This window comes from Methylobacterium sp. D54C (assembly GCF_053345595.1).
The window spans coordinates 45,670-67,881 of the sequence record NZ_JBKFAK010000025.1 but is presented as its reverse complement, the minus strand read 5'-3'; the positions used below and the strand labels follow the sequence as shown (position 1 = coordinate 67,881).

At 71.7% G+C, this 22,212-nt stretch carries 16 protein-coding genes; 5 read left to right on the top strand and 11 right to left on the bottom strand.

Features of this window, described 5'->3' with window-relative positions:
• Positions 1-183 precede the first annotated feature (183 nt).
• Positions 184-1,155 (bottom strand): bifunctional helix-turn-helix transcriptional regulator/GNAT family N-acetyltransferase, encoded by a 972-nt coding sequence (locus tag ACLBYB_RS28065; protein ID WP_427510173.1) that lies wholly within the window; start codon positions 1,153-1,155, stop codon positions 184-186.
• Between the two features lie 226 nt (positions 1,156-1,381).
• On the opposite strand from ACLBYB_RS28065, the gene ACLBYB_RS28060 reads away from it, so the two are divergent.
• Positions 1,382-2,317, top strand: a complete 936-nt coding sequence (locus tag ACLBYB_RS28060; RefSeq protein ID WP_447700731.1) for a helix-turn-helix domain-containing protein — start codon at positions 1,382-1,384, stop codon at positions 2,315-2,317.
• Positions 2,318-2,404: 87 nt separating this feature from the next.
• Here ACLBYB_RS28060 and ACLBYB_RS28055 read toward each other — a convergent pair whose 3' ends face one another.
• From ACLBYB_RS28055 to ACLBYB_RS28040, 4 genes are all read right to left on the bottom strand, one after another.
• On the bottom strand, positions 2,405-4,429 hold the full coding sequence (locus ACLBYB_RS28055; RefSeq protein WP_447700740.1) for a TonB-dependent receptor: 2,025 nt from the start codon (positions 4,427-4,429) through the stop codon (positions 2,405-2,407).
• Positions 4,430-4,765: 336 nt separating this feature from the next.
• Positions 4,766-5,212, bottom strand: a complete 447-nt coding sequence (gene nikR / locus ACLBYB_RS28050) for a nickel-responsive transcriptional regulator NikR (RefSeq protein WP_447682426.1) — start codon at positions 5,210-5,212, stop codon at positions 4,766-4,768.
• Between the two features lie 350 nt (positions 5,213-5,562).
• Positions 5,563-7,182, bottom strand: a complete 1,620-nt coding sequence (locus tag ACLBYB_RS28045; protein WP_447700730.1) for a PepSY-associated TM helix domain-containing protein — start codon at positions 7,180-7,182, stop codon at positions 5,563-5,565.
• Between the two features lie 10 nt (positions 7,183-7,192).
• Positions 7,193-9,550, bottom strand: a complete 2,358-nt coding sequence (locus ACLBYB_RS28040; RefSeq protein ID WP_447700729.1) for a TonB-dependent siderophore receptor — start codon at positions 9,548-9,550, stop codon at positions 7,193-7,195.
• A gap of 322 nt (positions 9,551-9,872) precedes the next feature.
• Between ACLBYB_RS28040 and ACLBYB_RS28035 the strand changes: the two genes are divergently transcribed.
• Together ACLBYB_RS28035 and ACLBYB_RS28030 are read left to right on the top strand one after the other, a co-directional pair.
• A complete protein-coding gene (locus ACLBYB_RS28035) occupies positions 9,873-10,697 on the top strand; it encodes a 2-keto-4-pentenoate hydratase (RefSeq protein ID WP_447700728.1) in 825 nt (274 codons plus the stop codon).
• Between the two features lie 101 nt (positions 10,698-10,798).
• A complete protein-coding gene (locus tag ACLBYB_RS28030; RefSeq protein ID WP_056533491.1) occupies positions 10,799-11,035 on the top strand; it encodes a hypothetical protein in 237 nt (78 codons plus the stop codon).
• Positions 11,036-11,062: 27 nt separating this feature from the next.
• On the opposite strand, the gene ACLBYB_RS28025 is transcribed toward ACLBYB_RS28030, so the two are convergent.
• Positions 11,063-11,770 (bottom strand): response regulator, encoded by a 708-nt coding sequence (locus tag ACLBYB_RS28025; protein WP_020094318.1) that lies wholly within the window; start codon positions 11,768-11,770, stop codon positions 11,063-11,065.
• On the bottom strand, positions 11,767-12,294 hold the full coding sequence (locus tag ACLBYB_RS28020; protein WP_091682725.1) for a MarR family winged helix-turn-helix transcriptional regulator: 528 nt from the start codon (positions 12,292-12,294) through the stop codon (positions 11,767-11,769). Before ACLBYB_RS28020 ends, ACLBYB_RS28025 begins: the two co-directional genes overlap by 4 nt.
• Positions 12,295-12,509: 215 nt before the next feature.
• Between ACLBYB_RS28020 and ACLBYB_RS28015 the strand changes: the two genes are divergently transcribed.
• Positions 12,510-13,877, top strand: coding sequence for an 8-oxoguanine deaminase (locus tag ACLBYB_RS28015; RefSeq protein WP_447700727.1), 1,368 nt, complete (start codon positions 12,510-12,512; stop codon positions 13,875-13,877).
• Positions 13,878-14,031: 154 nt separating this feature from the next.
• Here ACLBYB_RS28015 and ACLBYB_RS28010 read toward each other — a convergent pair whose 3' ends face one another.
• The 4 genes from ACLBYB_RS28010 to ACLBYB_RS27995 all read right to left on the bottom strand — a co-directional run bounded on the left by ACLBYB_RS28010 (position 14,032) and on the right by ACLBYB_RS27995 (position 20,970).
• On the bottom strand, positions 14,032-15,705 hold the full coding sequence (locus ACLBYB_RS28010; RefSeq protein ID WP_020094314.1) for a formate--tetrahydrofolate ligase: 1,674 nt from the start codon (positions 15,703-15,705) through the stop codon (positions 14,032-14,034).
• 260 nt (positions 15,706-15,965) lie between these two features.
• A complete protein-coding gene (locus ACLBYB_RS28005; protein WP_447700726.1) occupies positions 15,966-16,925 on the bottom strand; it encodes an OmpA family protein in 960 nt (319 codons plus the stop codon).
• Positions 16,926-17,148: 223 nt separating this feature from the next.
• Positions 17,149-19,017 carry a tetratricopeptide repeat protein gene (locus ACLBYB_RS28000; protein WP_020094312.1) on the bottom strand — a complete coding sequence of 623 codons (1,869 nt, stop codon included), beginning with the start codon at positions 19,015-19,017 and terminating at the stop codon, positions 17,149-17,151.
• 279 nt (positions 19,018-19,296) lie between these two features.
• Positions 19,297-20,970, bottom strand: coding sequence for an electron transfer flavoprotein-ubiquinone oxidoreductase (locus ACLBYB_RS27995; RefSeq protein WP_447700725.1), 1,674 nt, complete (start codon positions 20,968-20,970; stop codon positions 19,297-19,299).
• 237 nt (positions 20,971-21,207) lie between these two features.
• Here ACLBYB_RS27995 and ACLBYB_RS27990 point away from each other — a divergent pair, with 237 nt between their 5' ends.
• A complete protein-coding gene (locus ACLBYB_RS27990; RefSeq protein WP_447700724.1) occupies positions 21,208-22,113 on the top strand; it encodes a uracil-DNA glycosylase in 906 nt (301 codons plus the stop codon).
• Positions 22,114-22,212: the final 99 nt, after the last annotated feature.

The following is a 22,212-nucleotide window of genomic DNA, read 5'->3' as shown; positions in this document are numbered from 1 at the left end:
GTCTGTCCGCGCATCGTCACTGCTGAACGAGATCTGACGCAGAGCTCGCGGCTATCCTCCGCGGATGGGAGCGGCTCGCTGCGGCGCCGCGCGGGCCCGCGCACGGCCGGGATCCGCGCTTCGTCGCCGCGCCGGGCGGCACGACCGGGAACGGGTCGCCCTCGGCGCGTCGGGCGCGCGGCGTCACAGGGGATAGCGCATGGCCACATTGCAGCGGGCATAGCGCCGGCCGAACCGGTCCATGATCTCCGGGTCGTGCCGGAACCCGACCTTCTCGTACAGGTGCACGGCGGCCGCGCACTTGGTGTTGGTCAGCAGGTAGAGCGTCTCGATCTCCATGGCCGCGGCGCGGGCCAGCACCGCCCGCAGCAGGTGCTCGCCGGCCTTGCGGCCCCGGGCCCGCGCGGACACGGCCATCTTGGTCAGCTCGTAGCAGCCCGCCTCCGTCCGCATCAGCGCGCAGGTGCCGACGATCCCGAGATCCGCCGACTCAACGAACAGGATGAGCCCGCCGCGGTCCAGGATCTCGCCGCGGGGATCGGACAGGATCCGGCGGTCGTTCTCCTCCAGCGCGAACATCGCCTCGATCCACTCGGCGTTGATGTCGCGGAAGCGGTCCGCCAGCGCGTCCGTGTAGTCCCGGATCGTCAGGCCCGTCGCGGCGTCGCCGGCCGCGCCGTCCTGGCGGATGCGGGCCGCGAACGGGACGGCGTCGAGCCTGCGCTCCAGGGCGGCGACCTGGTCCAGCAGGGGGCCCGACAGGCCGGCACACAGGCTCGCGACGGCCCTGTCGACGCGCGGCCAGAGCGCGTCCTTGGCGCGCGCCATCAGGGCCTCGCCCGCACCGCTGAGCGACAGCGCCTTCTGGCGAAGGTCCGCGTCCGACCGCGCCTCTTCGAGCAAGCCGAGCGCGACGAGGCTCGCCGCCGTGCGCGTGGCCGCCGGCTGGCTGACGCCGAGGGCGGCGGCGGCGTCGCCGATGGTCAGCGGCCCGTAGCGGTCGATGGCGGCGAGGAGCGGGAACTGGGCCGGCTGGATGCCGAGCCCCTCGTCCCGCAGGATCCGGGCGGCGTCGGCCTGGAAGCGGTCGGCGAGGCGCTTGAGGCGGCTGCCCAGGAACAGCGGCCCGAGTTCGTCGAGGATGTCTGCCGGCATGTCGGTCCTCCCGACACGATTTATATAACGCGTTATGCTTTACGCAAGTCCTCTTAATTCGAAGGTCGGCGCATCGCGGCACTGCCGCGATGGGACGATGGCTCAGCGGTATAGCCAGTCGCCCCTCCGGAAGCGATCGCGTCAGATCGTAGATTGTGTCCCGTGCGCACTGGTCGATCGCGCAACGTAAGGTAAAATCACTCAACCCTCGCTCATCGGTCCCGCCGTGAACGTCGTACCCCGTTCCCTCTTCACGACGGATGCCCTGCCGGAGCGCGACCGCTTCGCCGCGTGGCGCGCGCTGTTCGCAGCCCACGACCTCGATGCCGATCCGCACGGCTTCTCGGGCCGGATCGAGACGACGCTGATCGGCCCGATGGCCCTGCGCGTCATGAGCGCCGCACCGCAGGCGCCGGCCCGATCCCGCTCCCGGATCCGGCGCGACGGTCAGGACGGGTTCGTCCTGCACCTCAGCCGGCACGCCTACAGCGTCGAGACCGAACGGGGCGTGGCGGAGGTTCCGGCGGGCGCGGTCAGCCTCAACGACCTGTCGCAGCCGTACCGCCGCAGCCGGGTGCCGGAGACGGACTCGCTGATCCTGGCCGTCCCGCGCGCCTCCATCGCCACCGTGCTGCCGGACGAGGACGCGATGCACGGGCTGATCCTGACCGGCGGCGCGGGCCGCCTGCTCGCCGACCATATCCGGAGCCTGGCCGCGCATAGCGGCGCGATCACCGCGACCGACGCCGCCCCGATCGCGCAGGCCACGCTCCACATGGTCGCGGCCTGCGCGCGCCCGAGCCTGGAGGGAGCGGCCCGCGCGGCCGCGCCGCTCGAGGCCGCCCGGCTCAGGACCGCGAAGCGGCTCATCCGCGGCCAGCTCGACACGCCGCCCCGGATCGACGCGATCGCGCGGGCGCTCGGCATATCGCGCTCCCAGCTCTACCGCCTGTTCGAGCCGGAAGGTGGGGTGGCGCGTTACCGCGCGCGGCAGCGCCTCGCGGCCGTGCGGGCCGCCCTCGACAATCCGCTGGAGCCGCGGTCGATCGGCGCGATCGGGGAGGCCTACGGCTTCGGGAGCGGCGCCCAGCTCAGTCGCGCGTTCCGGGAGACCTACGGCCTGACCCCGCGCGACTACCGGGTCTCGCGCAGCGGCGGCTGACGCGACCGGGACGCCGGGACGAAGTCCGTCACGGCGTGGGTCTGCCGCGAGGGGGGCGGGACCCGCGTGTCGTCGTGGCGCCGGCGGTCAGAACCGCCCGGCGATCGTCAGGCGCACGGCCGTGGGCTCCACCGGGTGGAAGACGCGGTCGATCAGCCCCTCGGCGGGCTCGCCCGGAAGGCGCGAGACGTAGGCGTAGGTGATCTGGTCGGCCTTGCTGTTCGTCAGGTTGAGCACGTCCAGCGAGACGCTCACCCCGGTGTCGAACAGGTAGCCGATGCGGCCGTTGAGCAGGGCGGTCGCCCGGGAGCGGATCGCGTTGTCCTCGATGAGCGGGCGCGGCCCGAAATAGCGGACCCGCAGGCTCCCGAACCAGCCGAGGGGCTCGCCGAAGGTCACGCCCGCCGACGCGATGGTCGTGGGGGCCTCCGGCACCCGGTTGCCCGCCGGGTCGTAGCTGGAGAACCGGGCGTTGGTGATCGTCAGATCCCCGTCCAGGGACAGCCACGGCGTCACCGCGTAGCGGTTCGTCCACTCGACGCCGAACCGGCGGGTCGGGCGGCTCGGCTCCGTGGTGCCGGTGTCGCCCTGGAAGATGTTCTCCGAGGCGAAGTCGAGCCGGAACAGCGCGAGGCTCGTCTCCAGTCCGGCGATCGACCGGTTGCGCAGGCCCAGCTCGTAGCCCGTGGAGGGCACCAGGAAGGGCGACCGGGTGATGTTGAACAGGGGGCTCGCGGGATCGACCGTGGCGGTGACGCCGCGCGCGTCGTTCGAGTGGAAGCCGCCGCCGTAATTCACGTAGATCTCGGTGTCGGACCACGGTCCGAGCACGAGGCCGAGCTTCGGGTTGACGATGCCGTCGGTGGCCCGTCCCGAGTTCGCCGGCGTGTCCGAGCGGACGTCGGCGTAGTAGCCGTCTGCCCGCACGCCGACGCTCGTGCGCAGCCACTCGGTCCAGCGCACCCGCGTGTCGAGGTAGAGGGCGCCGCTCGATTCCAGCACGCGGTCGTCGAGCACGGTCGAGCGGTACTGGCGGAAGGCGGTGTTGAACAGGCCGACGCGGATCGAGTCCGTCCGCGTCTGGGCGCCGACCTCGACCTCCAGCGGCCGGCCGAACAGGTCGCCCTGGAAGATGTGCAGCACCTCGCCGCCGCCGAGGACGCGCTGGTCGAGCTGGTGGAACTGGTCGCCGCCGACGGGATCGTTGAGGAAGTAGGTGAAGTCGTTGAACAGGTTCATCTGGTAGCGGATCACGTAGGCCGAGGCCCGGGTGATGCCGGTGTCGTCCGTCGCGCTGAACCGCCCCGACAGGGAGAAGCGGGCGGTGTCGCCGCCATCCTTGGGGTTGAGGGTGCCGTAGCGGCCGATCAGCCCCGCGCCGACGGCCCGCTCCGGGATCTGGTTGGTGGCCGTCCAGCGGGACGCGTAGGCCATGCCGGTGACCGCGAACCCGTCCAGCGCCGTGCCCTGGCTGTAGCGGGCGACGCCGTTGAGCTTGCGCAGCGCGTCCGGGACGGTCCACGGCCCGTCGTAGACCTGCGCCTCGCCGGCCACCAGCAGGGTGCCCTCGCCCAGCGGGGCCGAGGCGATCGACAGGGCCCGCTTGTAGCCGAAGCTGCCGATCGAGGTCAGCGCGAGATTCTCCCGCACGGTGTCGAGATAGTCGATGCGCACCGAGCCCGCGGAGGCGAAGTCGCCGTCGCGCACGAAGTACGGCCCCTTGTGGTACTCCACCGCGCCGACGAGTTCGGGGATGAGGAAGTTGAGGTCGGCGTAGCCCTGGCCGTGGGCGTGGGTGCGCATGTTGACCGGCATGCCGTCGACGCTGATGGCGATGTCGGTCCCGTGGTCGAGGTTGAAGCCGCGCAGGAAGTACTGGTTGGCCTTCCCCTCCCCGCTGTGCTGGGTGGCGATCAGGCCCGGCACTGCCTCCAGCACCTCGCCGGGCCGCGTGACCGGGCGGGCGTTGAGGACCGCCCCGCCGATGAGGCCGGCGCTGGCCGCGTCGACGCTCAGCAGGGCGCCGCCGATCCCGGTGACGCCGCCGACATAGCCCGCGCTGGCGCCGGGCCCGTCCGTCGCGGGGATGACTGGAGGCGCCGCGGGGACCACCGAGATCTCGGACAGGGTGACGGCCGACGGTGTCGGGGCGCCCTCAGGCGCCGCCCAGCCGCGCCCGGCGGTCGCGACGACGAGGCCGCCCGCGGCAAGCAGCCGGGTCACGGCGCGGAGGCCGGGGGCGGCAGGCCGGTGGCGGCAGACAGGACGGGAAGTCGAGCGGGAAGTCGGGCGGGACACCGGCAGACCGGGCGAGGCGTGGCGATCCCCGGACTCTCGCACGCCGCCCGTATGATAAACATATGAAAAAGTCATACGGGCGGATTAGGCCGGCCGTGTTGCGCGTGGGGCGCAGTCGACGGGGCGCCGGATCGCGGGCGGGGGGCGCCCTCACCCCGGGCCGTCGTCGCCGTGGCCCGGATGGGCGTGGGCGTCGTCACCCTCCGGGATGAGGTGCAGGTGACCGTAGCGGACGCCGCGCTGCGTGACGACGGCGTCGGCGTAGCTCTGCATCCGGGCCACCGGCCCGCGCAGGACCGCCACCTCGAGGCACGCGTCGTGGGTCAGGTGCACGTGCAGGCTGGCGATCGAGACGCCGTGCTCATGCCCCTCGCCGGTCAGCCGGCGGGCCAGGTCGCGGGTGCCGTGGCTGTAGACGTAGCTCAGCGCCCCGTAGCAGGCCGCCGATCCGTCGGGCTCCGCGGCGCGGACCGGCGCCAGGGCGTCGCGGACGATGTCGCGCACCGCCTCCGAGCGGCTGCCGTAGCCGCGCCGCGCGCAGAGGTCGTCGACCGCCGTCAGCAGGGCGTCGTCGATGGTGATGGTGATGCGCTGCATGCCCGTCCTGCCGCTCCCGTGGCCTTCTGGTACGGGGACGCGGGGCCTGTGAACAGCCGCCGGGCCCGCATCGCCCGGCGCGGCAGAAAAAGAGCCCCGAGGGCCGCGCCTCGAGGCTCAAGTTCTGGGTCTCGGGGACATGTCCAGCGTGCGCTTGGGATGGACCGCGCTGGAACGCCTGGGCCGAAGGATCAAGGGCGTGAAAATCGACGACACAGGCGCGACCGGCTGGCATGCCGGCCGAACCATTCTGCACAGATACAGTCGACGCGCATCCGATATATGTCAGGCTTCGGGAATTATTTTGAATTAATTCGCCGCACTGGGTTCAATATACCAGTTTAATTTTATCATATCGGCTCCCGATCTCCCGGTACCGGCATGCCGGGCCGGGCCTGGTCCCGCCGCGCGTGCCCCGCGATCGAGAGCCCGGCGGCCTTCGCGGGGCCGCGGGACGCTCCGCCGCGCCGCGCGATCGTGCGGACCGCGAGCAGGAAGAGGGCGGCGAGGGCCAGCATCGCGCCGTCGAAGGCGAGGAAGACCGGCTCGACCGGCGCGTCGCCGCCGAGCCGGAGCGCGACGAGGCGCCCGACATCCGCGGCCGCGACGGCGCCGTACAACGCGGCCGCCGCCGTCAGCGTCTCCGGCCAGACCCGCCCGGCCGGGCGCAGGAGCGCCGCCACGGCGACGAGCAGCCAGACGGCGAAGAAGGCCCCGACCTCCCACTCCGCCCGCGCGGGCAGCGCGGCGGGGAGCAGCCGGTTGGCCAGGAAATAGGCGGCGACGGCCGCGGGCAGGCCGGCGATCGTCGCGACATTCAGGCCCTGGACGAGGCGCAGGCCGAAGCCCCGGGGCGCGTCCCCCTTGGGCAGGCGCGCCACCGCCCAGAGCAGCAGCCCGGTCGCCACCATGGCGCTGCCGGCGAGGCCGCACAGGAAGAACAGCACCCGCAGGGCCGGGCCGGCGAAGTGCGCCTCGTGCAGGCCGACCATCGCGGTGAACGTCTTGGTCGCCGGCCGCAGGCCGCCCGCGCGCACCTCCAGGACCGCGCCCGTCACGCCGTCGAAGGCGATCTGCGGGTGCTCGTGGGAGAGGCCGTGCGGCTCCTCGAACACCGCCACCACGGTGGCGCGCGCGTCCGCCGGGTTGACCACCGTGATCCGCTCCAGGGGTTCCGGCCGCATCGCCAGGGCGCGGACCACCAGCGGCCCGACCGGCACGAGCGTGCCGGGCTGGCCGGCGGGCGGGCGCGGCGCGGTGATCTGGCCGGACTCGGCGAAGTAGCGCTGGCTGTCGCCGCGATAGGCCGTGTTCAGGCCCCAGGGCACGTACATCACCATGAGGGTGGCGAGGCCGGTATAGGTGATCATCAGGTGGAACGGCAGGGCGAGCACGCCCGTGACGTTGTGCGCGTCGAGCCAGCCCCGCTGGGCGGACTTGTCCCGCCGGAAGGTGAAGAAGTCGGCGAAGATGCGCCGGTGGGTGACGATCCCTGAGATCAGCGCCACCAGCATGATCATCGCGCAGGCGCCGACGATCCAGCGGCCCCAGAGCGGCGGCAGATTCAGCTCGAAGTGGAAGCGGTAGAGGAAGTCGCCGCCGCGCGTCGCCCGCACCGCCGCCGGCGCGCCGCTGTCGGGATCCAGGAGGACGTGGCCGGGCGGGCGGCCCGGGCCCGTCCGCCAGAACAGCTCCAGCACCGGCCGGTCCGGCCGCGGCAGCGCGAGGAACCACGTCCGCGCGCCGCCCGCATGGGCCTGCAGGTGGGCGACGCCGCGCTCGGCCGCCGCCGCGAGCTCCGCCGGCCCGAAGGTCCGGTCGGTGCGGAGCTCGGGGCGCATCCACTGCGAGATCTCGGGCCGGTAGTAGCTCGCCGTGCCCGTCACGAAGACGGCGAACAGCACCCAGCCGACGACGAGGCCCGACCAGGCGTGGAGCCACGCCATCGACTGCCGGAAGGTCTTGCCCACGGCGGCCGCCTCACCAGCGGTAGCGCAGGGTCGCGTAGACCGTGCGCGGCAGGCCGTAATAGCAACCCGAGTAGGTGAAGCAGCCGGTCACGTAGCGCTCGTCGAGCAGGTTCTGCACGTTGATCTGCGCGCTGAGGCCGGCGAGCCGCGGGTCGAGGTGCTTCATGTCGTAGGAGGCGACGGCGTCGACCAGCACGCTCTCGGGCACCTGGAACGTGTTGGCGGGATCGCCCCAGGACGGGCCGAGGTAGCGCACGCCGCCGCCGAGGCCGAGGCCGATGAGCGGGCCGTCGGTGAAGCGGTAGTCGACGAACAGCGAGGCCGTCGTGTCCGGCACCTGCACCGGCCGCAGGCCCTGGAGCGGCACCTGCCGGCGGGTCAGGTCGTTCGTGGTGAAGCCGGTGTCGCGGACGTTGCGGATGTCGAGGAGCGAGAAGCCGCCGATCAGGCTGAGGCCCTCGGCGAGGGTGGCCCGCGCCTCGAACTCGACGCCCTGCACGCCGACCTCGCCGGTCTGCACGACGAAGCCGGGATTGACCGGGTCGGTGGTGGTGGCGTTCGAGCGGCGGATGTCGAAGAACGCGGTGGTCAGCAGGATGTCGGTGCCGGGCGGCTGGTACTTGATGCCGGCCTCGTACTGGTTGCTGGCGATCGGGACGGGGATGCGCCCGGCCGAGCCGAAGGCCGCGTCGAAGATCCGCCCGTTGACGATCGGCTCGAACGCCTCGCTGTAGGAGACGTACGGGGCGACGCCGCTGTCGAACAGGTAGAGCAGGCTGGCGCGGCCGGTGAAGGCCTCGGCCGGGACGTCCTGGATGGTCAGCCCGTTCGGCGCGAAGGTGCGGGTCGGGCCGGTCTGCCGGGCGGTGTCGTAGCGGCCGCCGAGCGTCAGGATGAAGCGGTCGAACTTCGCCTGATCCTGGAAGTACACGCCGGTCTGCTGCGCGTCGATCCGCGAGGTCGACGTGAAGGCGGGGAACCGGATCGGCAGGTCGTGGTCGGGGGCGAGGGCGTTCAGGCTCGTCGTCGCCGGGAACGGGCCGGTGACGGACCGCGTGCTGAAGGTCCGGTGGTCGACGCCGAGCAGCGCCGTGTGGGCGATCGGGCCGGTGTCGAAATCGGCGATGAAGTTGTTGTCCATCGTGTAGGCTTCGATGTCGACCTGGGTGCCGCCGACCGACCGGCCGATGATCGGGCCGCTCGTGTACGGGCCGTTGACGTCGCCGAAGGTCGTGAACACGCTGCGGTAGTCGCCGTTCGAGCGCAGATAGCGGCCGGCCGAGTGGAAGCGCAGGTTCTCGGTGATCCGGTGGTCGAACAGGTACTCGACGGAGGCCTGCGTGCGGTCGGAGCGCTCGATATTGCGGTCGCCGTCGTAGAAGTTCACCGGCAGCCGGCCGAAGACGCCGCTGCCGAAATTGCGCGGGAACACCGTGCCGACGGCCGGGAAGCCGCCGTAGAAGCCCGAGAACGGGTCGCGCTGGTAGTTGGCGATGACCGTGAGCGAGGTGTCGGCGGAGGGCCGCCACGTGAGGCTCGGGTTGATGAAGGCGCGCTCGACCTTGGTGGTCACGGCCGGGCCGTCGCCGTTCCAGCCGAGGCCGATGACCCGGTAGGCGAACTGGTCGGCGAGACCCGGGATGTCGGACGCGATCGGGCCGCCGACGTCGAAGCCGCCGCGGACCTCGCTGAAGCCGCCGCCCTGGACGAAGATCTCGCCGTGGCGGACGAATTGCGGGACCTTCGAGACGAGGTTGACGAGGCCGCCCGGACCGGACTGCCCGTAGAGGACCGAGGCCGGCCCCTTGATGATGTCGACCCGCTCCAGGCGGTAGGGATCGACGCTGGGGAAAGCGTCGCGGTTACCGGGCAGCGCCATGTTGTCGAGGAAGATCGGCGCGGTGAAGCCGCGGATGTAGAACTGCTCCAGGCGCGTCGAGCCGGCGCCGCCCCGCTGCTCGGTGGTGACGCTCGGCGTGAAGCGCAGCGCCTGGTTGATGGTCAGGGCGTTCTGATCCTCGATCTGCTGGCGCCCGATGACCGAGACCGACTGCGCCGTCTCCAGGATCGGCGTGTCGGTCTTCGTGCCGACCGTGCTGCGGCTGGCGACGTAGCCGGGCACCGGCCCGGTCGCCCCGCCGCGCCCGTACAGATCGCTGTTCAGGCTGCGCGCGCGCGCCTCGCCACTCACGCTGAGTTCGGACAGCTCGATCTCCGTGGCGGGCGCCGGCTGGACGGGCGCGGGCTGGGCGAGCGCGGCCGCCCCGAGCGTGAGTATAGATGTCGACGATACAAACCCGATCCGGAGCAGCCTCTCCGCGCGATCGAACGCGCGCGACGCGGCCCGTTCATTGACATATCTCGACATTATACCGACTCTAAACAGGAATTACTGGGCGAAGATACGCACCGATGCCCAGCTATCACGGATCCGTGAGCAGTATGTGCCTCCGATGACACATCTTTAAGAAACGTATTTTGGTATTCCTCTAATGAAAATATGCTGCGGGCGGCCGAGCCGGGAGCGAACGCCCCGGGCGCGCTCGGCGCGGGGGACGGGCCGGCGAGCGTCGGCGGCGCAGCGACAGAGCGCGCGTTCCCGGCGACGGTCACCTCGGGTAAGATCAGTCGGCCGCGATCGAGGCGGCCCGGCGCGGGTGCCGCCCCGTCGGCCCTCACGCCGTGCGCCGATGACCGAGCCGATCTCCGCCGCGGCCCATGCCCGCACGATCCTCTCCGCGCACGAGCATCGCCGCCCGATCGCGCCGCTGACCGACTGGGATCCGGCCCTCGACCTGCCGGCGGCCTACCGGGTGGCCGAGGCGGTCCGGGTCCTGCGCGCGGCGCGCGGCGAGCGGCCGGTCGGCTACAAGATCGGCTTCACCAACACGACCCTGTGGGAGCGCTACGGCGTCCGCGCGCCGATCTGGGGGCACGTCTACGACACGACCCTGCGCGACCGGGCCGCGCTGTCGGAACCGGTGCCGCTCGCCGCCTTCGTCGAGCCGCGGATCGAGCCGGAGATCGTGTTCGGGCTGGCGCGCGCGCCCGAGCCCGGCATGGATGCCGCAGCGCTGATCGCCTGCCTCGACTGGGCGGCGAGCGGCTTCGAGATCGTGCAGTCGCTCTATCCGGGCTGGCGCTTCGCGGCGCCCGACACCGTCGCGGCCTTCGGGCTGCACGGGCTGCTGGTGGTGGGCGAGCGGGTGCGGATCGCCGCTGACGCGCGATCGGCCTGGCTCGGCGAGCTCGCCGGCTTCACCGCCGAGCTGCTGCGGGACGGGGCCGTCGCGGACCGGGGCGGCGGCGGCTGCGTGCTCGGGACGGGGCCGCTCGCAGCCCTGGCCCACCTCGTCGATGCGCTGGCTAACGATCCGGTGGCCCCACCGCTCGACGCCGGGACTGTCGTCACGACGGGCACGCTGACGGACGCGCTGCCCGTCGCCTCCGGTCAGCGCTGGCGCACGCGCCTCGACGGGCTGCGGCTTCCCGGCATCGACCTTGCCCTGATCTGAGAGACCCGGCACGGGTTATCGTGCCGGGTGCGTGCGGTTTCCCGGCCGGCTCCGGGTCTCAGGCATTGGTGATGGTTAGCCGACATGCCAAATGCTGGACCATGCCTGGACGCCCGCGGCGACGCCACACGACCTTCCTCGTCTCCGTCACCGCGGAGGGCGCCGGCGCGGCGCCCGGCGCCACGGTCTACGCCGTGATGAAGCCCAGCGCCGAGGAGGCGCTGGAGGCCGTCCGCGCCCTCGCCGGCCCCTCGGCCAGCCTCGCGATCGTGGGGAGCCTGTCCACCCGGATCGCCAAGGCCCTCAAGCTGAAGCCCGACACGCCGCGGGTGGTCTGAGCCGCCCGGCGGCGGCCCGCGGGCAGCTCAATCCACCGCGAGCCGGTAGCCGACGCCCCGCACGGTCTGCAGGAAGACCGGGTTGGCGGGATCGACCTCGGTCTTGCGACGCAGGCGGTTGATCTGCACGTCGACGGTGCGCTCCGCCGCCGCGCCGCCCGGACCGGCGAGCTGCTCGCGCTCGACATTGGCGCCGCCCGCCGTCGCCAGGATCGTCAGGATCTCGCGCTCGCGCTCGGTGATGCGGATCAGCTCGTCGTCCCGGCGCAGCTCGCCCCGGTCGATCCGGAACGCGAAGGGCCCGAAGGTCACGGCCTCGGCGGAGGCCGCGCGGGGCCGCACGCTGCGCTTGATGATGTTGTTGAGCCGCAGCGTCAGCTCCCGCGGCTCGAACGGCTTCGGCAGGTAATCGTCCGCGCCGATCTCCAGCCCCATCACCCGGTCGTTCGGGTTGGAGCGGGCCGTGAGCATCAGGATCGGCACGCGCGAGGTCTCGCGGACGCTGCGCGCGTAGTCGAAGCCGTTCTCGCCGGGCATCATCACGTCGAGGACCATGGCGTCGAACACGACGCTCTGGGCCCGGGCCCGCGCCTCCGCGGCGCTCGCCGCCGCGGTGACCCGGAAGCCCTGGTCGGTGAGGTAGCGGGCGAGCAATTCGCGCAGGCGGCGGTCGTCGTCGACCACGAGGACGTGGGGCGCCTCGTCGGGCAGGTCGGACCGGGCGGCGTGGCTCACGCGGGCTCCTCCGCGTCGAGGCGCCCCTCGGCCCCGCCCCCGCGCCGCGCCATCAGGCGCTGGACCGCCGGCCGGTCCTCCGGCTCGATCATCGCCATCAGGAAGTCCTCCGGGGAGCCCCGGGCATCCGGCGCCGCGAGCGCCCGGGCGAGGCGGCGGGCCTGGACCCGCGTCAGGTCGGCCGCGAGCCCGGCGCCGGCCTCGGTGCAGTACAGGAGGCGCTGGCGCCGGTCGCTGGATCCGGGCTTCTGCGCGACGTAGCCCTGCCCGATCAGGTCCTTGAGCACCCGGTTCAGGCTCTGCTTGGTGATGCGCAGGATGTCGAGGAGCTCGGCGATCGTCAGGCCCGGGTACCGGTCGACGAAGTGCAGCACCCGGTGGTGGGCGCGGCCGAACCCGTAATCGGCCAGGATCCTGTCCGGATCGCCGACGAAGTCCCGGTAGGCGAAGAACAGGAGCTCGATCAGGTCGTCGCTGCCGAGGGCGGCCGGCGCGGCGCCCGGGACGGGTTTCGGCGCGAACATCTCCTCGCGCGGGGCTGTCCGTGTCACGGCGCGGCCGCTCCCAACGGGTGATAGGTCAGTCCCCATGACGTTTCTCAAGGCGGCCGGGGCCCGTCAACCCTGGCCGGGGCGGCCGGGGCGCCGACCGCCCCGGATCCTCAAGCGTGTACCCGCGGGATTGCCCCCGGTCCGACGCCTCCGCTACGCAGGCCCTCGGGCGACGGGAGCGGACGCGCATGGCCGAGGCAGGGGAACCGGGATCGGGACGCCTCTGGATCCGCGACCCGCGCGCCGTCCTGGCCGAGGGCGCCGGCGGCGGGATCGTGGTGGCGGGCACCCGGATCGTCGAGTGCGTGCCGGCGGGCGCGCGGCCCGCCGCGCCCGTGGACGCGACCTTCGACGCGTCGCGCCACGTGGTCATCCCGGGGCTGATCAACACCCACCACCACGCCTTCCAGACGCTGACCCGCGCCCATCCGCTGGCGCTCAACAAGCCGCTCTTCCCCTGGCTGGAGGCGCTCTACACGGTCTGGGGACGGATCACCCCGGAGGCGTTCCGGCTCGCCACGCGGGTCGCCTTCACCGAGCTGCTGCTCTCGGGCTGCACCACGGCGGGCGACCACCACTACCTGTTCCCGAAGGGCCTCGAGGCGTCGATGGACATCCAGGTCGCGGAGGCCCGCGACCTCGGGATCCGGGCCGCGCTCACCCGCGGATCCCTGAGCCTGTCGGACCGGGCGGGCGGCCTGTCGCCCGCGGCCCTGACCCAGGACGACGACGCGATCCTCTCGGACTGCGAGCGGGTGCTGAACCTGTTCCACGATCCCGCCTCCGGGGCGATGGTGCAGATCGCCCTCGCCCCCTGCTCGCCCTTCTCGGTGACCGAGCGCCTGATGCGCGCGAGCGCGGAGCTCGCCGCCCGCAGGGGGTGCCGGCTGCACACCCATCTCGGCGAGACGCGCGACGAGGAGGCCTATTGCCAGCAGATGTTCGGCTGCCGCCCGGTGGAGTACCTCGAAGAGGTCGGCTGGCTGAGCGACCGGGTCTGGCTCGCCCACGGCATCCACTTCACCGATGCCGAAGTCGCGCGGCTCGGCGCGGCCGGCGTCGGTGTCTGCCACTGCCCGACCTCGAACATGACCCTGGCCTCGGGCCGCTGCCGCACCTGCGAGTTGGAGGCGGCGGGCGCGCCCGTCGGCCTCGGCGTCGACGGCTCGGCCTCGAACGACAGCTCGAACCTGATGGAGGGGGTGCGCCACGCCCTCATGATCAACCGGCTCACCTACGGGGCGGAGGCCGTGACGCATCTCGACGCCCTGCGCTGGGCGACCGAGGGCTCGGCCGCCTGCCTCGGCCGCTCCGATATCGGCCGGATCGCGCCGGGCCGCGAGGCGGACCTCGCCCTGTTCACCCTGGACGAGCTGCGCTTCTCCGGCGCCCACGACCCGCTGGCGGCGCTCGTCCTGTGCGGCGCCACCCGGGCCGACCGGGTGATGGTCGCGGGGCGCTGGCGGGTGATCGACGGGCAGCCGCTCGGGGTCGATACCGGGATGCTGCGCGAGGCGCATTCCCGGTTGGCGGTGGACTTGTTCGGGGACGCGTAGGGGCGGCCCCTGATCCGACCCGCTCCGTCATCGCGAGCGCAGCGACCCAGGGCAGCGCGCGATCTCCGGATGCGGTGTGTCCCTGGATTGCTTCGCTCCGCTCGCAACGACGAACGGCGGGGCCCGCCCGTGGGCGAGCCCCGCGCGACGTTTCTCAGAACAGCCCGTCGATCTGCCCGTTGGCGTCGAGCCGGATCGTGTCGGCGGCCGGCACCCGGGGCAGGCCCGGCATGGTCATGATCTCCCCGCAGATCGCCACCACGAAGCCCGCGCCGGCCGAGAGCCGGACGTCGCGCACGCCGACGATGTGGCCCTCGGGGGCGCCCATCAGGGTCGGGTCGGTGGAGAACGAGTACTGGGTCTTGGCCATGCAGATCGGCAGGTGGCCGTAGCCGTCCTTCTCGAAGGTGGCGAGCTTGCCGGCGGCCTTGGTCTCGATCTGGATGTCGGCGGCGCCGTACAGCTTGGTGGCGATCGCCCGGATCTTGTCGGTGAGCCGGCTCTCGGTCTCGTAGGCGTGGCGGATCGGCGCCGGCTCGGCCTGGCTGAGCTTCACCACCGCCCGGGCGAGTTCCTCGGCCCCGGCGCCGCCCTCGGCCCAGTGGCGGCAGGTGATCGCCTCCACGTCGAGCCGCTCGCGGCACAGGTCCTTGAGCTTGGCATGCTCGGCGTCGGTGTCGGCGTGGAAGTGGTTGACGCCGACCACCACCGGCAGGCCGAAGCCGCGCAGGTTGGTGACGTGACGGGCGAGATTGGCGAAACCCTTCTCCAGGGCGTCGATGTTCTCGGACCCGAGGTTCTTCTTGTCGACGCCGCCGTGCATCTTGAGGGCGCGGACCGTCGCCACCACCACCACGGCCGAGGGGGTCAGGCCCGCCTGCCGGCACTTGATGTCCAGGAACTTCTCGGCGCCGAGATCGGCGCCGAAGCCGGCCTCCGTCACCGTGTAGTCGGCGAGCCGCAGGCCGGCCCGCGTGGCGATCACCGAGTTGCAGCCGTGGGCGATGTTGGCGAAGGGGCCGCCGTGGATCAGCGCCGGGTTGCCCTCGAGGGTCTGCACGAGGTTCGGCTGCAGGGCGTCCTTGAGCAGCACCGTCATGGCGCCGGTGGCCTTCACGTCCTTGAGGGTGACGAGCTTGCGGTCGCGGGTCTCGGCGATGACGATCCGGCCGAGGCGCTCCTCCAGGTCGGCGAGGTCCTTGGCGAGGCAGAACACCGCCATCACCTCGGAGGCCACCGTGATGTCGAACCCGTCCTCGCGGGGGAAGCCGTTGGCGACGCCGCCGAGCGACTGGTTGATCGCGCGCAGGGCCCGGTCGTTCATGTCGACGACCCGGCGCCAGTGGATGCGGCGCACGTCGATGTTGAGCTCGTTCGCCCAGTAGACGTGGTTGTCGATCAGCGCGGCCGCGAGGCTGTGGGCCGACGTGATGGCGTGGAAGTCGCCGGTGAAGTGCAGGTTGATCTGCTCCATCGGCACGACCTGCGCCTTGCCGCCGCCGGCCGCGCCGCCCTTCATGCCGAAGCACGGCCCGAGCGAGGGCTCGCGCAGGCAGATCATGGTCTTCTCGCCGATGCGGTTCAGGGCGTCGCCCAGGCCCACCGTGGTGGTGGTCTTGCCCTCGCCCGCGGGCGTCGGGGAGATCGCGGTGACCAGCACGAGCTTGCCGGGCTTCCGGCTCTCCAGCCCGGCGATGTAGCCGTGGTCGATCTTGGCGATGTGCTTGCCGTAATTGTGGAGCGCGTCATCCGGGATGCCGAGCTTCTCGGCGACCTGCGCGATCGGCTTCAGGGTCGCGGCGCGGGCGATCTCGATGTCTGACGGCATGGGCCTTCCTCCCTGGGTCGCGGGCACGTGCCCGCCCGCCGGCTCTTGCCGTGCGAATCTCCTGCCGGGCGGGACGCGGCGTGGCCGCCCGCGAACGGCCACGCACTGTGCGTCAAAGCTCGCGAAAATGCGCGTCGATTTTTATGAGCTGGCGGACAAAATACTCTTGTCGATCGCGCTGTCCCCCGCTCCGACGCCGGAGCGCTCCCGGATGGTCCGTCCGAGCCCGGCCGGCGGGGGTCTTCGCGTGCCCGCGCCGCTCAGAACTTGACCAGCTCGACGCGCCGGTTCTGCGCCCGCCCCGCCTCGCTGTCGTCCGCGGCGACCGGGCTGGCTGAACCGAAGCCCTTGGCCTTCAGCCGGTCCTTCGCGATGCCGGCGCCGACGAGCCTCGCCATGACCGCTCTGGCACGGCCGTCGGATAGGGCTTGGTTATGCGAAGCGGCCCCGGTCCCGTCCGTGTAGCCGTTGATCGCGAGCCGCAGGCCGGGATCCGTCCGCAGCAGGGCCGCCACCGCGTCGATCTGCGGGGCGGAGGCCGGCAGGATCTCGGTCCTGTCGGTGGCAAAGTTGACCTGGATCACCGCCCTCCCGGTCTTGTCGAGATCCTGCTTCAGCCGCTCGGCGGGCAGGAGGCCGGCGGTCTGCACGAACGGCTTCGTCTCGAGGATCGTCCAGGCCGCGGTGAAGCTGTCGGGCACGAAATGCACCCAGATTTGCCGGTCCGGCCGGCGGATCACCCAGGTCTGGGCGGGCACGTTGTAGATGTCGCCCAGGCCCTCATACATCCCGATCCGGATCTCCTCCGGCAGCGTCTCCGTCACGGAGTTGGGGATCCGGCCGTCGGCGATCTTCCGGCCGCCGGCCTGCGTCAGCACGGCCTCGATGTTCTTCTTCAGCTCGTAGGCGGAGTAGGTCTTGCCGTCCTTGGGACCGATCAGGGACTGGAAGACCTTGCCTTCGACCTCGTGGAGCGCCGCGCCGGTCCAGAACAGGAAATGCCCGAATTCCCGCGTCTCGGGCGGGTTCACCGGCTGGTAGCCGTCGGGCAGCGCGAAGTAGGGAAAGCGGCCGAGCGGCGCGGCCGAGACGGGAACGGAATCGAGCGCGAAGGCCTTCGGCGCCGCCGCCGCGTCCTGCGCCCGCGCGGGATCGGCCCCGATCCCGGACCCCGCGCAGGCGAGGACCAGCAGGACACAGACAGGCTTCAGCGCTCTCACGTCGCACTCCGGAACGTTGCGGAGGCGCGACGATAGCGGGCGCGGATCGGTGGGCAATTAGGTCGCTCGACCTACGGCCTCCGGGCCGCAGCGCGGGCGCCCGAAGCCGCGACAGGGCGGCGGGCGCGGGCCGGATCTCGCGGCCTCGCGTCCCGAAATGGCCCGCGCATCGTCGGGACGGCGCGGCAGCCGCACCGCCCCGAGGCGGGACTTGGCGGGAGGCCTAGCCCCCCGACTTCTTGGCCTTGTCGGCGGAGCCCGGCGCCTCGTGCGGCTGGGGCGCGCCCTTCGGGAGTTCCGGGTTGTCGGGATTGTGCGGGGCGGCGACCGGGGCCGGCACCGTCTCGGCGGTGGCGGTGGGCTTCTCGATGTCGGGCAGCCCGTCCTTCAGCTTCGCGTTGATCTGGGTGAGGTCGTCCGGCTCGGGGTTCAGGTCCTTGGCGTGCTGCCACTGGAACTTGCCCTCGAGGCGCCGGCCCGAGCGCCAGTAGGCGTCGCCGAGGTGGTCGTTGATGGTCGGATCGCCGGGCTTCAGCTCGACCGCCTTCTCCAGCTCGCGCACCGCGTCGTCCCAGCGGCCGAGGCGGTAATAGGCCCAGCCGAGGCTGTCGACGATCATGCCGTCCCGCGGGCTCGCGTCGGCGGCCTGCTGCAGCAGCTTGAACGCCTCGTCGATGTTGATGTTCTGGTCGACCCAGGAATAGCCGAGGTAGTTCATCACCTGGGCCTTGGCGGCCGGCTGGTTGGCCGGCACCAGGGACAGGGCCTTCTTCAGGTCGGCCTCGGCCTTCGGCCACTGCTTGGCGCGCTCGTAGGCAGTGCCGCGGAAATAGTAGGTCGTCCAGTAGTTGGATTGCGGCCGGTTCCCGATCAGGTCGATGGCGCGGGTGTAGGTGGCCGCCGCCTCCTCGTACTTCTTGCGGGCGCGCTGCACGTTGCCCAGCGCGGTGATGACGTCGATGTCGTCCGGGTGGGCCTTCATCGCCGCGTCGAGATGGGCCAGCGCCTCGTCGCCCTTGCCCATCTGCTCCAGGTTCAGGCCGATCTGGATGTCGGCGTTGAGCTTGAGCGGGGAATTGGCCGGGATCTGCGCGTAGGCCTCGTTGGCGCGCTCGGGCTGCTTCATCCGGTCGAGCGTGTCGGCGAGCGTCAGCCGGGCCAGCGCGTGGTCGGGGGCGAGGTAGAGGGCGAGCCGCAGGTAGATCACCGCGGGCAGCTCGTCGCCCTGGGTCGAGCCGGCGGAGCCCAGCCCGTACAGCACCTCGGCGGCGCCCTCCTGGGCGGTGCCGATCAGCCGCGTGAGCGGCTTGCCGTCCTTCAGCTTCTCGAGGGCGTCGCGCACCAGCGGGTGGCGCGGCGAGAGCTGGTCGAAGTCGGAATAGGCCTGGATCGCCAGGTCGGTGCGGCCGAGGCTGGCCTCCATGCGGGCGTAGGCGTCGACGATGCGCAGGGTGTTGTGGTCGGCGTCGTAGGCGGCCTTGAGGCGGCGCTCGGCCTCTGCGTTGTCGCCGGTCACCGAGGCGATCAGGCCGGCATGGTAGTCCCGGAAGGTGTTGTAGTAGCGCTCACCCCGGAGCTTGTTGACCGTCTCCAGCGCCTTCTTGCTGTCGCCGGCGCCCGCGTAGGACCAGGCGGTGAGCAGCGTCGCGGTCAGGTCCGTGGCGGCGCCCCGGCCGCTCCGGGAAAAGTTCTGGCGGGCGGCGGCCCACTGGCCGGCCTTGATCTGGCGCACCCCGAGGGAGAGGTTGGCGAGGCCGTTGGTCGGATCGCGGGCGATCAGCTTCTCGGCGGTGCGGAACGCGTCCGGCAGGGCGCCATCGGCCAGCAGCGAGATGAAGGCGCGCTCGACGAGTTCCGCGTTGCGCGGGTCGGCCTTCACCGCCTCGCGGTAGAAGGTCGCCGCCGCCGCCGTGTCCCGCGACGCGCCCGCGATGTAGGCGGAGAGGAAGTTGCCCTCGAGCGAGTCCGCGGGCTCGTAGTCGAGCACCGGGGTCGATTCCTTCGGCTGCGCGGCGAGCACGGTCTGCGGGAGCCCGGCGGCGAGCAGCAGGGCGAGCGCCGAAACGCTCCGGCGGGCGCGTGTCATCATCATGAACCGATCGCGGCTCCTGGGCGCCGGCCCGTCGGGGGCCGGGCGCGAGAATGGCGGGGCATCCCCGAAAAAACGTTGGGGACACTGAACCCATCCCGCCAGCCCCGCAAGGCGAAAGGATGGCGCGGGGGTTGAGGCCGGGTTGGTCGGCCGTCCCGTCATCGCGAGCGCAGCGAAGCGACCCAGGGCGGCGGGACGTCTGCCCACGGAGCGGTTCACTGGATTGCTTCGCTGCGCTCGCAAAGACGTGAGCCTCGGCCCCTCGGCCGAGGGCTGACCTCACATGTTCGGGTAGTTCGGCCCGCCCGGACCCTCCGGCGTCACCCAGTCGATGTTCTGGTTCGGATCCTTGATGTCGCAGGTCTTACAGTGGACGCAGTTCTGCGCGTTGATCTGGTAGCGCACGCCGTCGCGGGCTGAAGAATCCTCCACCCACTCGTAGACGCCGGCCGGGCAGTAGCGGCCGGACGGGCCGCCGTAGACGTCGTGCTCGGAGCGCTTCTGCAGCTCCATATCGCGGACCTTGAGGTGGGGCGGCTGGTCCTCCTCGTGGTTGGTGTTCGACAGGTAGACCGAGGAGAGCCGGTCGAAGGTCAGCTTGCCGTCCGGCTTCGGGTAGACGATCGGCGTCACCTCCGAGAGCGGCTTGAGGCAGGCGTGATCCGGCTTGCCGTGGGACAGCGTGCCGAACGGCGAGGCGCCGAGGATGCTGGTCGCCCACATGTCGATCCCGCCGAGCCAGACGCCGACCAGCGTGCCGTACTTGGACCAGAGCGGCTTGACGTTGCGCACCGCCTTCAGGTCCTGCCCGATCGGGCTGTCGCGCCATCCGGCCTCGTAGGCGGTGAGCTCGTCGCCGGCGCGGCCCGCCTTCAGGGCGTCCGCGATGGCGTCGGCCGCCTGCATGCCGGACAGGATCGCGTTGTGCGAGCCCTTGATCCGCGGCACGTTCACGAAGCCGGCCGAGCAGCCGACGAGGCACCCGCCGGGGAAGACCAGCTTGGGGACCGATTGCCAGCCGCCCTCCATGATGGCGCGCGCGCCGTAGCCGATGCGCTTGGCGCCCTCGAACGTCTCGGCGATCATCGGGTGGGTCTTGAAGCGCTGGAACTCCTCGAACGGCGACAGGGTCGGGTTCTCGTAGTTCAGGTGCGTGACGAAGCCGACCGAGAGCAGGTGGTCATCGAAGTGGTAGAGCCAGGAGCCGCCGCCGGCCTTGTTGGGCAGCGGCCAGCCCATCGTGTGCTGCACCAGCCCGGGCTCGAACTTGCCGGGCGCGAGCTGCCAGAGCTCCTTCACGCCGAGCCCGTACTTGAAGTGGTCGCTGTACCGGTTGAGTTCGAACCGCTGGATCAGACCCTTGGTCAGGTTGCCGCGGGCGCCCTCGCCGAACACCGTGTACTTGGCGCGCAGCTCCATGCCGCGGGTGTAGTCCTCGCGCGGCTCGCCGGACCGGCCGATGCCGAGATCGCCCGTGGCGACGCCCGCCACGGCGCCGTTGCCGTCGAACAGCACCTCGGAGGCCGGGAAACCCGGGTAGATCTCGACGCCGAGCGCCTCGGCCTGGGCGCCGAGGTACTTGCAGACGTTCGAGAGCGAGCCGACGAAGTTGCCGTGGTTCGACATGAGCTTGGGGAAGAACACGTTCGGCAGGGTGATGCCGCTGTTCTTGGTGAGCATCATGAACTCGTCGCGCTGCACCTCCGTCTTGAGCGGCCGCTCCGGGTCCTGGCGCCACTCCGGCAGGAGCCGGTCGAGGCCGATCGGGTCGATCACCGCCCCCGACAGGATGTGGGCGCCGACCTCCGAGCCCTTCTCGACGACGACGACCGAGATCTCCTCGCCGATCTCGGCGGCGCGCTGCTTCAGGCGGATCGCGGTGGCGAGGCCGGCCGGGCCGGCGCCCACCACGACCACGTCGAAATCCATGCTCTCGCGTTCGGGCAGCGCCATCCTCGGGTTCCTTTTCTTGTTCCGGCGCCCGGTTCGTCGCCGGGCCGGCCTTCCTGATGCCGTCTCAAGCGATTCCAAGCTAGAAAGGCAAGTTGCCGACGCTCAAGCTCAAGGCAAAGTTCCCTTTGCCGCAGGGAACGGCGTCACAGCGCTGCGCCGCGCCGCGCTGTTCGGTCACGCAAGTGCTTGCCACCCGGAGCGATTCGGCGAGTTGTCCACAGGCCCCGGCGATCCCACATGCTGAGTCCCATGCCGAGCCCCACCGACGCGCAAGCCGACCTGATCGCCTATCTCGACTTCCACGTGGAGGCCGGGGCCGACGCGGCGCTCGACGAGCACCCGCACGACCGCTTCAACGAGGCCGACACGCCCGCGCCTACCCTGCGCACGCCGCGCCGGGCGCCCCCCCGGGCCGCCGAGCAGCCGGTCAGCCCGGTCGCCAACACGCTCGTGCCGCCCCCCGGATCGGCGCCCCCGGGCACGGCCGCGCCCACCGCGGCGCCGCGCACCTTCGGCCGCGCCGCCAGCGCCCAGCCCGACGAGGCCGCGAGCGACGCCCGTGCCCGGGCGCGGCAGGCCAAGTCCCTCGACGAGCTCGAACGGATTCTCGCGGATTTCGACGCCTGCCCGCTGCGCTTCACGGCGAAGAACCTCGTCTTCGCCGACGGCAATCCCGAGGCGCGGGTGATGTTTCTCGGCGAGGCGCCCGGCGCCGACGAGGACCGGATCGGCAAGCCGTTCATGGGCCGCTCAGGCCAGCTCCTCGACAAGATGATGAAGGCGGTCGGGCTCGACCGGACGAGCGCCTATATCGGCAACATCGTGCCCTGGCGGCCGCCGGGCAACCGCAACCCGACCCCCCAGGAGGTGGCCGTGTGCCGGCCCTTCGTGGAGCGCCAGATCGAACTCGTCGACCCGGACATCATCGTCTGCCTCGGCGCGCCCGCGACCCAGACGCTGACCGGCACCAAGGACGGCATCCTGCGGACCCGAGGCCGCCTCTTCCCGTACAAGTTGCCGAACCGCGAGGTGAAGCTGCTCGCCACGCTCCACCCGGCCTTCCTGCTGCGCCAGCCGGTCCAGAAGCGCCTCGCGTGGCGGGACTTCCGGTCCCTGCGCGCCCTCCTCGACGGGAAAGCGTGACCGCGAGCTTGACCGGAGTGACGGAACCGGCTCTCCCCTCCCGCCATTAGAGCTTCGTTCCCGCTGCTGGCGCGCCATCGGCCGGACACGACGACGCAC